Here is a 15427-nt window from a genome sequence, read left to right as displayed (position 1 = left end):
TAGTTGTGCATAGTTGGTATCAGCCATATCTAATTTTTGTTAATTTGAATTCGATTCCAAAAAGATAAAAATAGTGCGTTAAAATCATATGCTGATGGAAAAACAGACAGGTGAACTCGATCTCAAATTTTTCAAAAACAACGGCTTCGAAAAGAAGATCTGCCGTGTATGCGGCTCATATTTCTGGACCACTGATAGCAGGAGAGAAACCTGCGGAGATACTCCTTGTGACGAATACACCTTCATTGGCAATCCCCCTGTTCCAAAGAAGTATACGTTGAGTGAGATGAGGAAGGCTTTCTTCGATTTCTTTGAGAAGAGAGGTCACAAGCTCCTCGAACCTTATCCGGTTGTTCCGCGTTGGAGAGAAGACGTACTTCTTGTTAATGCTTCCATATATGATTTTCAACCTCACGTGACATCGGGTATAGTAAAGCCACCGGGCAATCCCATCGTAATGTCACAACCAAGTATTAGAATGAACGACGTAGATCTTGTCGGTGTAACCGGCAGACACCTGACTAGCTTTGAGATGCTCTGCCATGATGCTTTTAACAGCAAAAACGACTTCGTATATTGGAAAGAAGAAACCGTTAGGTACTCCTATGAGTTTTTAACTGATGGCCTTGGGATAGATGGATCGTTAATAACGTATAAGGAAAAACCCTGGTCAGGAGGGGGAAATGCCGGAAATGCATTGGAAGTTTTTGTACGCGGTCTCGAAGTAGCTACATTAGTATTTATGGATATGAAAGAAGACCAGGAAGGAGAGGTAGAGATAGAAGGTACTAGATACACAAAGATGGATATGCAGATAGTCGATACAGGCTACGGCCTTGAGAGGCTTACATGGTTGTCCCAGGGTACACCGACAGTTTATCAGGCGATATATCCAGAGATAATAGATTACGTACTAGAGAATTCCTATGTAGAAAGCATTGACAACGAGTTTTTGTCTGATGTTGTCAGGGTTTCTGTCATGAGGGAACCTTATGACGAGGCCTTCGTTCTATCTACTTTAGGTGAAAAATACCCTAATGCTCTTGAAAGATTTGAGAAAGCGAAGAAGGTAAGGGACATATTTGTCCTTATAGATCATGCCCGTTCCCTTATGCATATGTTCGAGGCTTTCGTAATACCGTCAAACGTTAAGGTTGGATATCTTGCCAGGCTGCTAATAAGGAGATCAATACGTGCACAGAAAAATATTGGTTTCAAAGGCAGCCTAATTAACCTTATCGAGAGGAATTACAACGAATTAAAGGATATAGTAAAACCTCTTCCCATTGAATTTATAAAAGACGTGCTTAGCATTGAAATGCAGAAATATTCAGAACTAGAGAAGAGAGGCCAGCAGGTCATCGAGAAGATATTGAAAACCAAGAAAAGCATAGACATCGATGACCTAGTTCTGCTCTACGATTCACATGGAATAAGCCCTGACGTTGTTGCTGCTATGGCTGCTGAAAAAGGCTTGAAAGTAATGATACCTCCGAATTTTCACGCCATGGTAATAAGCAGGCATGAGAAAAAGTCGGCTTTAAAGAAAAGTGCAAAAGTATACCCGAACATCGAGACTAGGACACTCTATTATGATGATTCCACAATGAGGGAATTTACAGGCCTAGTGATGTACTCAAAGGGTAACGAAGTAATATTAGACAAGACAGCGTTTTATCCAGAGGGTGGCGGCCAACCAGCAGACCATGGCTACTTTGAATTTAAGGGCAAAAAAATAAATGTATTGGATGTACAAAAACACGGAAATGCTATTGTTCACAAACTAGATGGAGAAATACCAGAAGGCGTGCGTGTAAAGGGCGTCATAGACTGGGAACGCAGAAGCAGGCTTATGGTTCACCACACAGCTACGCATCTCCTTCTCGGCGTTCTTAGAGATATTCTCGGAGACCACGTATGGCAGAGCGGTGTTCAGAAAGACGTGTCGGAATCACACCTTGACATAACCCACTACAAAAGAATTGATGAGGACACCATCAAAAAGATCGAACATAGGATATTCGAATTAATAACCGAAGGGAGACCCGTTTCAGTAAAGAACCTTGACTGGTATATGGCCATAGGTAAGTATGGTTTTAGGCTCTTTGAAGGTGGCGTTCCGCTTTCTCCAAAAGTACGTGTAGTGGAAATTGAAGGGGTAGATGCCGAGGGGTGCGGTGGTACACACCTAAAGAATATATCGTCGATAGGTGTGCTTAAGATAAAGAAGATAGAAGCAATCCAAGAGAACATATACAGGATAACGTTCGTTGCAGGTGTTCCGGCTTTGGAGCTCTTTGAAGATTCTTACGATCTAGCGTACAGGGTGTCAAATATATCGAAAAAGAACATAGATCAAGCTGGCGATTTCGTCGAAAATACTGTTAGAGAACTTTCAAAGATAAAAAGAGATCTAGACTCTGCCCGTACAAAACTAATAGAGGAGGAAATACGCAAATCCAACTCGATAAAGCTTGGGGAAAAGGAGATTCCTGCAATAGAAGCTGAAACAAGCGATATCGACATAGTTTCAAGGATCGCACACTCCAAAGGTATCGAAGTCATAATTGAGAGCAGGGTTGGTACGAAGTTTAGGTATACAGCCATCTCCCCATCTGGAAAGTCTAAACAAATACTGCACGATCTACTGCACACGGATGCCGAAGGAAATGACAAACTTTCCTATGTGATTGTCGATCATAAAGAGCTATCTATAACACGCTGACCTTCCAAATAAATAACAACATTTGCAGTTTGCCAAAAAATTATAATTGTTACGTTTAACGTGACAAGACATTTACGAATTGATCGATTCTGTTAATTCGAAGTGCTGAAAATATTAAGTTGATACATGTAAACCTGTTATAATATTAAAAAAACTAAGATTTTCCCTTAAAAGCCGATCAACTTTCATTCCGCGCAATTCGCATTGAACATCGCCAAAGTTAATTAATGCGATTTTAAATATAGCATCGACAGATGGATCACGATCTAGAAAAAATTAGGAGATTAATTGCAAAATACTATGGAGTAAAGCGTATTGAAGAGAAAGATGGCGATGTTTACGTACATGTCGAAGATATAGATTACTATCCTGAAGAATATTTCTCTCTTTTGGAAAGCGACCTCAGAAACATAGGATTAATTGCATTTACACGTAACCCTGATGAGATAGTGATCATCCAGGAACACAATGCTAGCCGCAGATTTAGCCTTAAAATGCTTATGGCTCTTATCACACTTGCTACCCTGCTTTACGTTGGCTATGGATACGTATCATCTTACTTTGCGGCGAATTCGATTTATGCGATGTACCTTACCCTATTGACCTTCGTGATACCAGTTTTCGCAGTATTCGGATCCAGGGAAGCAGGAAGGTACTTTGCAATGCGCCGTAACAATATGGAGTATTCCTTTCCAATTTTTGTTCCAGACCCAATTGGAATGGGTACTATGGGCACGATCAATGCACCAACTGTGCCATACCCAAACAAGAAATCGATGATAGAAACGGCTGTACTTTCTGTATTTTCTGGTTTCGTTGTATCACTGCTCCTCGTTATGATCGGGGGGTATATGTCGCTGATGGGCAGGCCCACCGTAGAGGGTATAAAATCACCAATACTATTGGTAGGAAGCCCAATAGTTTTTCAGTTGGTGATGGGCAGTATAATCCCTTCTAACGGCATACTATATCCTGTAGCGTATGCTGGATGGATCGGAGTGATAGTATCATCGTTCGATGCACTGCCAATAGGATACCTCGATGGTGGCTTAGTCTCATCTGCATTATTAGGCAAAAACTCCATATATCTGTCCTATGCGTCTATTATAGCCATAATTGGTCTGAGCATACTCTATCCGTCTTGGCTAATAATTCTAGTTTTTGTCTTGATAATAGGCATCAGGGGCCCGGAACCAATGAACAACGTTAGCAGGACAAAGGCGTCAGGCAAGGCCCTAGCCCTTTCGTTGATGTTGATAGTGCTGATCGGGCTTATTCCTACTCCGTTCCATGCAATATCCCCTCAGTTCTCTGTAGACTACGGCCAGAATAATTTTATCGTTACATCTTCTTCGTCCAACGTTTCTGCAAACATAATGATGATGCTAAATATAACCAACTACGGCAACTCGCCGATCACACCCGCTTTCTCCATATCACCAAATCTGCCTATAAATATAACTTCAAAGCCTGGGCCTATAGAACCCTTGCAGGCAAAATCGTACGAGATACGCCTTAATTTTACGTCAAATACTCCTGGCCTATATAACTACAAAATGGAAGTTTATACAGCCACAAGCAGCTACGCTTATACGATATCGCTATATTTCATAGAACTGACGTCAAATCTTCTCATCAATTCCTCTAGGCCTTTTATCGCAGATTCCTATGTAAACTCAACAGCACGCTTATACGTTCAAAGCGAAACGAACAGGAACATGTCGCTCAATATCGTTTCGTTTTCGTCGCTCAACAGAAATTATTCAGTAACCGTTATCAATTCCACTGAAACAATAGGTTCGCTTTATCCATATTTTTTAGAACCTGGTGCGAATTTCCAAATAGATGTATATTCAAACTTGAAGCAAACAGTATACGTTTTAGTTTTCAACAGCCAATTTAAAGGAGACGTTGCAATACTGAACTTCGGAAAATAGATCGGGCATTAATCCCAAAACCTCCTATTTCTAGCATAGTCCATCTCTGCATTTAGTATGGCCCTTATCAGATCTTCTTCGCTTGCGTATGTTACCTCCAATATCCTAGATGCAGTCTCCGGGCCTATTCCACGGGCAGTAAGAACCATGACTGCATCTATCCCTTTTTCCTTTACAAGGTGAGCATTCTTAACTATCCGTTTTCTGTATTCCGGATCTTTGATCCTGTCTCTTTCATAGTCTGATAGTGCAGCAACTAACCTGGATCCGCATGCTTCACATTTCGGCACCTTTAAGTCACGGACTCTGTATGACCTTACACTGCCGCAGCTAAGGCAATAAAGGGAGACCCGTTCATTCATTATCCTATTCTTCACAGACTCAAGTATGGCTTTTGTCGGCCTTAGCGGTGTTATCCTTTCGGAATAATGCGATATAAATATGTCTGACGACTTCGATATGGAATCTCGAAGGATAAAATTGATTGTTGGCAGCTTCGCCTTGAATGATCGAAGAGCATCAACGTCCATATAGTCGTTTATGAGTTTTCTTACTGAATCCCTATAAAGGACGGTGTCCATATAAGCATCCATTATTTTGTCTATCCTTATCCTGTCCAGATCAGCTTCAGCACTTATTACGCCAAACTTTCTGGCTTCGTATAAAAATACAGATTTAAAAAATCTGGACCTCGGAGCGGATGCGGCAAGGTACTGTTCAAAATCGCTTCCAAATACATCTAGTATCAGCTTTTTGGCGTCATCTGCATATATCTTTCTGGACGTCCTAAGGTATATATGGTAAGGAGAGTAATCCGATTCCACACTTTCTCCAGTTATTGATGAGAGCAAATTGGAGAGTACTTCAGCTACGGCGAAGTTCCCCTTTGTTCCAAGTAAGATCTGTATTACTATCTCATCATTGTAGCTCTCCACGATGACTTCATCGGACGTTGCAACATCGTTGCAGTACCACTGCCTTAGTTTTTCTGCTGAAAATTCATCTGTACACTCTGGTATTCTTTTTGCCAGCCTGTTCTTAGATACCTTATCGACTACATCGTACAGAACAGGTATATCCTCACCTGTCCACCTGGGTGCAACAGCCGGCGTAAAGAACGATTCAACAAGTATTCTGTCCTTTTCCAGGCGGATTACCCGCCATGTGTTGCCCCGCATGACAAAGTAGCTACCGGCATCTATGTCAGAGGCTACGTACCTTTCGTCCAGTGTGCCTATGAACTTGCCTGTGATATCGATTACCTTATAGTTTTTCTCGCTCGGTATCATTGATATGTTCTCTATGTAGTATCTTAAAGTGTTTCTCCTCTTTCCGATGAATTTATCTTCAAGCCATATTTTCTTGGTATCGGCAAGAAAGTGGATAACTTCCATATATTCATCGTAGGTAAGATCTGCGAAGGCATAAGCCCTCTTTACAGTTGCAAAAAATGCATCAACATTTACTCTTTTTTTAGAGTTTACTTCAGACAAGATCTGATTGGCCAGTGTAGATAAGGAATTCCTCATTATTTGCACTGGCTCTATCTTTCCCTCCTTTATGCTGTCAACTATGGCTATAGCTTCCTCCATCTCTATAACATCCGTGCAAACAACGTATCCTTTGGAGGTGCGACCTATCCAATGTTCGGATCTGCCTATCCGCTGAATCATTTTGTTGATCTGCCTGGGCGAGTTGAACTGTATCACAGCGCTTGCGGTACCAATATCAATCCCAAGTTCGAGGCTTGACGTGCATATAAGGGCCCTAACCTTTCCCTCCTTGAAAGAGTTTTCTGCATTTTCCCTTGTTTCCCTGGAAAGAGAACCATGGTGCACAAGTACAGGTATATCACCGAACTTGAGTCTTAGCCTGAAAGCAAGATCTTCGGCCACGAAGCGCCTGTTTACAAATACTAACGACCCGGCGTGACGATTTATCAGCTCCCATACCTTGAGTACTGCACCGGCATACTGTCTATCACACCCCATAATTTCAGCATCTCCTTCCGATGCTTCCTGCGGAACCATAACCTCGATATCCATGTTTTTCCTGAGCCCAGTAGCCACTATCTCGCATTCGCCTTCTGGAACAAGAAACTTTGCCAGGTCTTTCGGGTTGCCCACTGTTGCCGAAAGCCCTATCCTCTGGAAATTGCCTGCAAGATCCCTAAGCCTCTCAAGAGCAACAGAAAGCTGAGATCCCCTCTCATTTTCAGCTGCGTCATGCAATTCGTCGACCACTACGATCTTTACGTTCGAGATTAGTTTTGAGAGGTTCCTTCCGTTCAATAGTATCTGAAGAGATTCAGGCGTCGTGACCACTATGTCCGGAGGATCAGCAGTCATCCTTTTCCTGTCTGAATCCGTCATGTCACTATGCCTAACCTGGACTTTTATGCCTAGATCCTTCCCATATTCGACCAATCGATAGACTATATCCCTATTGAGGGCACGCAACGGAGTTATGTAAATTGCGAAGATCTTGTCCGGATGCCTCTTGAGGATCATATCGAATATGGGCATAACTGCGGCTTCTGTCTTTCCGCTCCCAGTGGGAGAAAGTAGAAGTACGTTTTTTCCGTCGAGTATCTCTGGTATTATCCTTTCCTGCGGATCTGTTGGATCCGTAATTCCGTGGGTCTGAAGAACTGAGATTATGCGTTTATCCAATAGATCAAAGGCGTTCTCCATTTCACTCTCTCATAGATACGCTTCCAGCAATAACGATAGAGTCCCAGACAGGGCCGAAAGGTGGCGTGTATCCAAGATCATCATAGAATAAGTCCGACACTTTAAAGCCGCCAAATATTGCAGTGGCTATGGTGTTAAGACGCCATGCTGCACCATCTGTACCAATTACCTGTGCACCGAGTAGCCTCTTATCGTTTTTTCCGTAAATTATCTTCACGTATATATCCTGCTTTCCAGGATAATAATTTGCCCTGCTCTTAGCTTTTATTAAAGTCTTTTCGTATGGAATTCCGAGAGCTTTAGCCCTACTTTCATTGATCCCTGTAAAGCCAACTTCATAATCGAAGACCTTTACAAGCGTGGTTCCCAGCGCTCCAGGGAAAACCATTTCCGAATTGGATGCATTTGATCCTGCCACCCGCCCCGCTTTATTTGCTATCTGTGCAAGCGGCATCATCTCGTCAAGACCTGTGACTATATTTCTTACTGTTGCTACATCTCCTGCAGCATAAACTCCAGGTTCAGAAGTTTCCATGTGCCCGTTTGTAAGAATGGCATTTCTATCTCCTGTTTTAATGCCAGCTTCCACGGCTATCTCCGAATTAGGTATTATGCCTGTAGCGTAAATGACTGCATCGCACTCGTGATCATCAACGCTAGTTGTTATCTTTACTCTTCCCCTATCCTCCTCTGCGGACTTTAAGCTGGATTGTTTTTGTACATCTATTCTGCTTGAAAAATACTCATGGAAAATTTTGCCTATGTCTTCATCGAGCTGCGGCAGAACCCTATCGTATTTTGATATGACTTTAACGTTTTTACCAGACTCCGCGAGAACCGATGCCAACTCTACCCCCAGTACACCCGCCCCAACTATCGTCACGTCCTTGGACTTTTCAATCAGGTTGCGGGCTCTCATCGCACTTTCTAAGCTTCTTATTGAGATTGTTCTATCGGATATAACGTCAATGGGCTTTGGGCGAGACCCTGTAGCGATAATAAGCCGATCGTACTTTAGTACGTCGCCGTTATTGAGTAATACAGATGAATGCAATGTATCTATTCTCGTAACAGTAGTGTGAAGGAGAACTTTTATACCTCTTTTCTCTGTAAACTCTGACAATGGATAGTGCAGAAGATCCTCAATATGGCCCACGACACCTTGAAGATAGTACGGTATCCCACACTCAGCGTACGATACATAAGAACCGGATTCAACAACAATTACTTCTGAATCAGGATTTACACGCTTAGCTTTGGAGGCAGCCGACATGCCAGCCGCCCCCCCTCCTATTACAATGATCTTCATGCCCTATCATTAAAATATAACATATATAGATTTTTAAAAATCATCGTCGTCATCTTCGTCTTCATCGTCGAAGTCATCATCATAATCCATCTTCTTGAAGACCAAACACGCCACCTCCGGTTAGTTGAGTGATATCTAATATAAATAGATTTCTTGCAAATTTTCGTGTTTCTTAGCCTTCCCTTATTAGATCAAATGAAATCAGATCAGATAGTTTAGAATAGGAATGCACTCTATGGTAAGAAAATACCTTCAGCCTCATAAAATTAAAGTCTGCAAGTCTTTTTGTGACATCATCTTTATTCAAGATCTCGTAATAATTTATGTGGCCACCGTATTTTAAAGCTTCTAGAGCACATGGCAAAAACGAAAATGCATCAGTAGGGTGGTTCATTATTATGCGGTCTGCATCGTGAATATCCTTAATTAATTGCCTAGCATCACCGCATATAGGTGTAATTGTCCCAAGCAGTGAATTCAATCTCATGCTTTCCTGCAGGCTTTCAATTGCAGCACAGTTTATGTCTATGCTTATTATCTTTACTCTTCTTTTTTTAGCTACCTCTATGCTTATTGGGCCGGAGCCGGCAAACATATCAACAATAAATTCCCCATCTAATATTGAATCTACAAGCCTGCGCCTCTCCGTTGCGAGGCGGGGAGAAAAATAGGATTTTGATACATCTATCTTGAAGATACATCCATTTTCCCTATACAATGCGACAGTGCTATCGATCCCGGCGAGAAGAACAAGATCACGTATTCTTTCTTTCCCCTTTACGCCCTTGTCAAGGTAAACACTTTTTATATTCTTGTGCGTTTTTAAAATTTCTTTTGCAAATTCAACATCGTCTTTTTTTGTTATAGCTATAGTGCCTATTATATCGAATGATCCTGAAGCAGGAATTACTTTTGGTTTTTTTTCCGCATCTTTCACGACAACTGGTCCCGTGAAGCCATCCTTAACAGGGATTAGGACGTAATCTCCTTCGTGCCTTATTTCATAATCAGAATCAAAGTACCCTCTTGACTGCAGCATCTTTATGGTACGATCGGCCATCCTCCTTTCAACCTTAACGAATCCTTTCAGAGACAATAGCCTTCGCCCTTTTTACGACTGCATTTGCGAGAGTATCTGAAAAACCGTACAGCATCTTTATTCTAGATGGATCGGAAAAAGCCAATTCCTGCACGTTATGTATGCCCGCTTCATATAGCCTGCGTGCTCTTACCCTACCTATAGCCGGTATCAGGACAAGATCCATCAACTCTTCTCTAATTCCCTCTTTTATTCTCATATTAAGTATTTCCAACTTTCTTCTCCGCTCCGGCTTGAAAATTGAAGCTAAATGAGCCAGCGAATAAGATATCCAGTCTGCGTTGTTGACTCTTGCTTGTAGATCACCAGGCGCTACGCCATACATTTCAAATATGCGTCTTGTTGAAGCTTCGCTAATCCATTCCCTCAATACTAGCGCTGTCTTGGCCGCTTCGATGTCTCCATCAATGTGGCCAATACTTTCAAGGAACTCCATAGCTGCATAGTCGTCTTGCATATTGATTGGAGCAATTTCCCTGCAAAGCGAGATGTAATAAAGAGCTGTATCTATGTCATCGTTATCGTCAAAGTACTTTTTGAGTATTATCGCGCTTTCCGGATCAATATATAGATTGCTAATCATTTTACCGAATTCTGTTGCTCGTAGGCTGTCCTTTTCCTTTATAAAACCGTTTTCCTTGAGAAATTTAATTGACTCATTTATTCTATTGGGTATTTCATCTTCACCATTTTGTGCATAATAGAATGTTGATCGGTAAAACTCTTCCATTTCGACTTGAGAAGTCGCTAGGCCCATTGCTATTGCTGCTAAAGTATTGAACCTCACTTTTTCTGGCTTTCCAATGTAGGAATCTACGGGCTCGGGTTCTTCTGATATATACTCTTTAACTACCTGATAGCTGTTAGCTGAAGCTGCATATATTATTCCGATTCCGTATTGGTCATATCCAGGCCTGCCAGCACGGCCTATCATCTGCTTTACTTCCATATTAGATAAGTATGTAATGCCTAGATCCCCGTACCTTGTTACATCCTTTACTATTACAAGCCTAGCAGGCAGGTTAACTCCAGCAGCCAAAGTCGGGGTTGCAACTATTACCTTTAGCTTTCGATGTCGGAACGCCTTTTCTATGAAAGAGCGCTGTTCATTGCTCAGGCCAGCATGATGGAATGAAACGCCATGTGGCAACATTTCGTTCAAGAGATCATCGTATACGTTTGCATCTTCACTACTTACCTTTAGATCATTTATAGGATCAAACAACTGGGACAAATTCTTGGCCATATCTTCCGCCCTTTTTCTTGAGCTAACGAAGATAAGAACCTGCCCGCCGTCGTCTACAGTTTCTTTCACAAGTAAATTTATATCTACATCAGATCTTGCATCTCCATCAAGGAAAAGCCTATTCCTATATAATATACCGACTTTCAATGGCACTGGGCGAAATGAACTCTTTATGAGGCTTGCATTAAGCCACTCCGCTATCTCAGATGCGTTAGATACAGTGGCGGATAGAGCTATTATGCGCGTCTCTGGATTAACGTACCGGGCAGTTGTAATAACTGTTTCTAGTGTGGGGCCCCTGTACTCGTCACCTATCATGTGTATTTCATCGATCACCATCAAACCAACTTCTTCCATCATGTACGGATCATGGTGCATTAATGAATCAGCTTTCTCTGAAGTTAAGATTACGACATCATATCTCTTAATAAAATCAGGTGTATCATCGTAGTTCCCTATTGATAATTTCACCCTCATCCCTAGCTCTCTCAACCTAGAGAGTTCCTCATATTTTTCCATTGCAAGTGATCTTAATGGGACAATGTAGATCGATTTTAGTTTTTTCTTAAAGGTCTCATATATGGCAGAATAAGCTATTAGTGTTTTACCAGCTGCAGTGGGAACTGATACCATTATATTTTTCCCTTTGCGGAACTGTTCAATTGCCATGCGCTGGTGATCGTAAAGTTCAAAATCGTTCCCTTCAAAGAGGTCAAGGAACGACTCATCATAACCAAGATCGCTGATTTTCACGTTCCACGATATTGCAAGCTTATAAAAGCCTTAGGCTTGCGTAGATAGTTTTTATATAAAAAACAAGAAATTTAGATAGGCATGTCAATATAATTTAAACCTCATACAAGGCAATTTTCGGTGGTCTTGTTAGTAAGGAAGCCTTATTTATTACTTGTGTGGATATTTATTCAATAACAGTCTGTCGTACGAAGATTCATTTAATTTTGAAAGCTAAAAAAGAGACTGAGCATGATACAGGGCGATCCGATCCTGATAAGTAGTTATCCAAAGACGTTTGAAAGATTTTTAAACAACAATGTAATCAAGCAAAAAGATAAGGTTAACAGCCCATAAGACCAAAATATAACGCAGATCCTTATGCTCAGACCTGCGAAAAAGTTAATAAGAAATTAGCTCTATCGGATTTAGTGCCGCTGTAGCTCAGTTGGTAGAGCACTCGGCTGTTAACCGAGCGGTCATCGGTTCGAGACCGATCAGCGGCGTGGGGATGTAGCTCAGCTAGGCAGAGCGCCTGGCTCATAACCAGGTGGTCATCGGTTCAAACCCGGTCATCCCCATTTGTTATGCAAATGGAATAAAACATCGAAGACTTTTTTTAACTTCATCATAAGATAGCGTATAATACATTTATTTTAAATGGATAGAAAGGCATTTGATGATAGAATGGCCATTTAGAGAATATAAACAACTAGATTTCCATTAACTACTTTTCCTTTGTTCTTATTAAGCTTATCGTTGATCGACCCAAGTTAAAGCTTAAAGGTTTGCACCCGATCAATTGCGCTTTCATAAACAAATATTAATTTCTCCATGCAGATTAGTTGGTTAACGAGCAATAATTGACAAAAAGATTTATTACACGTCTCATAATGTTGTACTGTCTTATTTTTATATCATACAATAGTAATATATCACCTTGCCGAGTAATCTATAATCGAAAGCAAGGTTTTCTAGTTATCATATAAGCAGCCTCATCCATAGCGGTTTACTTTTTCAGGCATGAAGCATTAAATTACTTATCAAGCTATTAACATTTTTTGTCCCGTTCGCCATATAGCCAAATATTGAGGTACTTCTTGCTATAATACATAAATAGTGCTACAAAAGATCATTCCAACATAAAAATTATAAGATTTCACCTATTGCTTTAGATTTTTAATTTCTTTGTAAATACCTAATAAACAGATGCATGGAGATGACTACATTATAGATAGATACAATAAAGTCACAATGTCAATAAAACCAGTTTACTCAAAGATTAAAATTACATAACGTTGATCTAGTTGATGATTTTTATGTTTGCCAGAAGGAAAAATCATTCTCTTATCTCTATGATTTTATTTGTCGTATATTTTCCTCTTATTATCCTAACCAGAGACGGCTTAACTCCATAGTGCCTGGCTATTTGTTGGATAATATCGTTATTTGCTCTTCCATTTTCTCTAGGTTCCCTTGTAAATATTATGATGCTTTCAGCAACTTCTTTGATATCGCCCGTTCCATGTTTAACCTTGACGTGAATTATCATCTTGACTCTAAATATGAATTGATTTAGCAGCTTAAGTCTTAGCCTCAAGGAAGGCAATCGTCTATCTTAGCAGAACACAGGATTGCTTTACTTCTTGACGTGCGGACTAAAAAACGGATCTTTATAAAGTAAAAGAAGATTATTTTATGAAAAATAGCATATATAATTGATTATTGCGTATCATGGGGATAATCATTACATGCAGAAGCCTACAGAGATTATATGCAATTTTCCAGTTATCTCTTCCTAGAACATTTCCTTCAGTTCTTATTTGTTTGCATAACGGCTGGCAAATCTATATGACCCTTTTCTAATCAATTTTGCTGTCTTGAAGATGTATTATTCTGATTGCCTAGTTCTCGGCCGCAAGTTGGTGTATTATCTAATAGATTCTAATATACGATTAAAGGTAAGATCTACTTCGGGGCTATCCCTAAAATTCTATTGATAAAATATTCTATGACAAATTCAATATCAGATAACATTTTAGAATCTTTACTTTATTCCATACGCAAAAAATACTTGTAAGTTAAACCTAAGTATTTGAATTGTTAATATGAAATGTAAACGTAAATCGACGCTAGACTTCGTTTTTCGAGTTTTTGTTAATAAAGTTAGTTGTATTTGCAGTGAAACATAGGGTTTTAAATAGCGGTGCATTGTCATACTGCGTATGACAATCTACGTTGAACCTCAAGATGGCATAGTTCCCATTATTAAATTTATCAGACGAGTTAGGAAGAAGATCTTCATGAATTTTTATTTGATTGATGATGATCGCATCATAAACGAGATTAGAGAGGCTAAAAAGAGAGGCGTCGATGTAAGGATAATAGTTGACGGGAAGCCGTACGGGATGGGCCAATCAAAAGTAGACGTGAAAGAACTATCGTCAACCTGTGCAAGCGTCAAATTATCTCCACCCAGATTCGATGCTAGCGATGTTTTTGATCACGCAAAGTATATGGTATCAGAAAAATACTTCGAAATTGGAACCGCAAATATGACTGAAGCTTCCTTTTCAAGGAATAGAGAGTACATCTACATAGGCAAAAACCGTAAAATCAGAAAATGCCTTATGTCACTTTTCATATCGGATTGGGAGAACTCAAATGAAACAGGAATTAGATGCAAAGAACTTGTCATTTCACCTGGATCTGAATCCACGATTCTCCATATTTTAAGAACGTCGAAACTAGTAGAAAGCGAAGAAGTTGGAGATGATACAAGAATAATAGAAACGTTATCCAGCAGGAGAAGAAAATTGAAGATCGTTATACCTTCTTCTGCCTCTCAAAATGATATAGCCAATATGAAAAAATTGAGGGAGAGAGGTGTTAAAGCGAGACTAATGCCTCCAGATAGACTATACATGCACGCAAAAGCTGTATTATTCAAGGATTACGTTTTCATAGGATCACAGAATTTTACATCTACGAGCCTTAATAGAAACCGGGAAGTGGGGATAATTATACGATCCCTATCTGACAGGAGGAAAATTAAAAGAATAATGGTAGCAGATTGGAAACGATCTGAAAAGATTTAAAAGTAAGCAGTAGCATATGCCAAATATATTTGCAATAACTAGTGCGAAGATATCGATGCCAGACCTAAACGTTTTTTAATTAAGGTATGGAGATCAATATGCAATAACAATATCAATGTTCTACCTCCGGGAATATATCAAGTGGATGTAAACGTTCGGAATTCCAGTATGTCGGGTAGATAATCCCTCTGTTTACCGCCGATTTCCATGCTCACAATGCCTTAAGACAAGGCCATTCCTAAATCTGATGATGCTGGAATGTTCATACTTCTTAATTACGATGCATTATGCATTCTTCTTTATCCTTGTAACGAATCTTACGACATTTTCCTTCAGGCCAATGAGACTGTCAAGATCAAAATATCCAAGACCAAATACATTATGGAATGTTTCACTGTATCAGGATCAATTCCTGACAGCAGGTCATCGATCTCCGGGGAATCATTGAAATTTGCAGGTGTCATCATGGATTCCATGAGAACAGTTAGCAGCTAAACAAATACCGTCTCATGTGCCTCTATGCCGTTCTCTGGTTTCTGTACTTCCCTGATCCATTCACCATGGTGTGGGTAAAATATATCTCTGTTA

Annotated in this window: 9 protein-coding genes and 2 tRNA genes; 6 read left to right on the top strand and 5 right to left on the bottom strand. The window is 40.3% G+C overall.

Features of this window, described 5'->3' with window-relative positions:
- Positions 1 to 94: 94 nt before the first annotated feature.
- Together alaS and TVG_RS04420 are read left to right on the top strand one after the other, a co-directional pair.
- A complete protein-coding gene (gene alaS / locus TVG_RS04425; RefSeq protein ID WP_052268466.1) occupies positions 95 to 2725 on the top strand; it encodes an alanine--tRNA ligase in 2631 nt (876 codons plus the stop codon).
- Positions 2726 to 2979: 254 nt separating this feature from the next.
- Entirely contained in the window at positions 2980 to 4662 is a 1683-nt protein-coding gene (locus TVG_RS04420; RefSeq protein ID WP_010917076.1) for a peptidase, read from the top strand.
- Between the two features lie 8 nt (positions 4663 to 4670).
- On the opposite strand, the gene TVG_RS04415 is transcribed toward TVG_RS04420, so the two are convergent.
- From TVG_RS04415 to TVG_RS04400, 4 genes are all read right to left on the bottom strand, one after another.
- Positions 4671 to 7355, bottom strand: coding sequence for a DEAD/DEAH box helicase (locus TVG_RS04415; RefSeq protein ID WP_010917075.1), 2685 nt, complete (start codon positions 7353 to 7355; stop codon positions 4671 to 4673).
- A 1-nt stretch (position 7356) separates the two neighbouring features.
- Complete coding sequence (locus TVG_RS04410; RefSeq protein ID WP_010917074.1) at positions 7357 to 8664, bottom strand: FAD-dependent oxidoreductase; 1308 nt, start codon at positions 8662 to 8664, stop codon at positions 7357 to 7359.
- Between the two features lie 172 nt (positions 8665 to 8836).
- Positions 8837 to 9760, bottom strand: a complete 924-nt coding sequence (locus TVG_RS04405) for a class I SAM-dependent methyltransferase (protein ID WP_010917073.1) — start codon at positions 9758 to 9760, stop codon at positions 8837 to 8839.
- Positions 9738 to 11762: an ATP-dependent DNA helicase gene (locus TVG_RS04400; protein WP_010917072.1), complete on the bottom strand. Its 2025-nt coding sequence runs from the start codon at positions 11760 to 11762 to the stop codon at positions 9738 to 9740. The genes TVG_RS04405 and TVG_RS04400 overlap by 23 nt, the downstream gene beginning before the upstream one ends.
- 412 nt (positions 11763 to 12174) lie before the next feature.
- Between TVG_RS04400 and TVG_RS04395 the strand changes: the two genes are divergently transcribed.
- Both TVG_RS04395 and TVG_RS04390 read left to right on the top strand, forming a co-directional pair.
- Positions 12175 to 12247 (top strand) — tRNA-Asn (locus TVG_RS04395).
- Between the two features lies 1 nt (position 12248).
- Positions 12249 to 12322: transfer RNA gene (locus TVG_RS04390), tRNA-Ile, on the top strand.
- A 758-nt stretch (positions 12323 to 13080) separates the two neighbouring features.
- On the opposite strand, the gene TVG_RS04385 is transcribed toward TVG_RS04390, so the two are convergent.
- Positions 13081 to 13293 (bottom strand): DUF167 domain-containing protein, encoded by a 213-nt coding sequence (locus tag TVG_RS04385; RefSeq protein ID WP_048053992.1) that lies wholly within the window; start codon positions 13291 to 13293, stop codon positions 13081 to 13083.
- 673 nt (positions 13294 to 13966) lie between these two features.
- Here TVG_RS04385 and TVG_RS04380 point away from each other — a divergent pair.
- Positions 13967 to 14839 carry a phospholipase D-like domain-containing protein gene (locus TVG_RS04380; RefSeq protein ID WP_010917071.1) on the top strand — a complete coding sequence of 291 codons (873 nt, stop codon included), beginning with the start codon at positions 13967 to 13969 and terminating at the stop codon, positions 14837 to 14839.
- Positions 14840 to 15097: 258 nt separating this feature from the next.
- The gene (locus TVG_RS04375) at positions 15098 to 15334 is read left to right on the top strand and encodes a hypothetical protein (RefSeq protein ID WP_048053991.1); all 237 of its coding nucleotides are present in this window, start codon (positions 15098 to 15100) and stop codon (positions 15332 to 15334) included.
- Positions 15335 to 15427: the final 93 nt, after the last annotated feature.

Source organism: Thermoplasma volcanium GSS1 (assembly GCF_000011185.1).
GTDB classification, from domain to species: domain Archaea; phylum Thermoplasmatota; class Thermoplasmata; order Thermoplasmatales; family Thermoplasmataceae; genus Thermoplasma; species Thermoplasma volcanium.
Note: the sequence above shows the minus strand (reverse complement) of the source record. Positions and strands in the feature narration are given on the sequence as shown.

Coding starts and splice junctions, on each gene's coding strand:
- TVG_RS04415 (WP_010917075.1), bottom strand. CDS start 7,355: ATGGAGAACGCCTTTGATCTATTGGATAAACGCATAATCTCAGTTCTT.
- TVG_RS04385 (WP_048053992.1), bottom strand. CDS start 13,293: ATGATAATTCACGTCAAGGTTAAACATGGAACGGGCGATATCAAAGAA.
- TVG_RS04420 (WP_010917076.1), top strand. CDS start 2,980: ATGGATCACGATCTAGAAAAAATTAGGAGATTAATTGCAAAATACTAT.
- alaS (WP_052268466.1), top strand. CDS start 95: ATGGAAAAACAGACAGGTGAACTCGATCTCAAATTTTTCAAAAACAAC.
- TVG_RS04375 (WP_048053991.1), top strand. CDS start 15,098: ATGTTCATACTTCTTAATTACGATGCATTATGCATTCTTCTTTATCCT.
- TVG_RS04380 (WP_010917071.1), top strand. CDS start 13,967: ATGACAATCTACGTTGAACCTCAAGATGGCATAGTTCCCATTATTAAA.
- TVG_RS04410 (WP_010917074.1), bottom strand. CDS start 8,664: ATGAAGATCATTGTAATAGGAGGGGGGGCGGCTGGCATGTCGGCTGCC.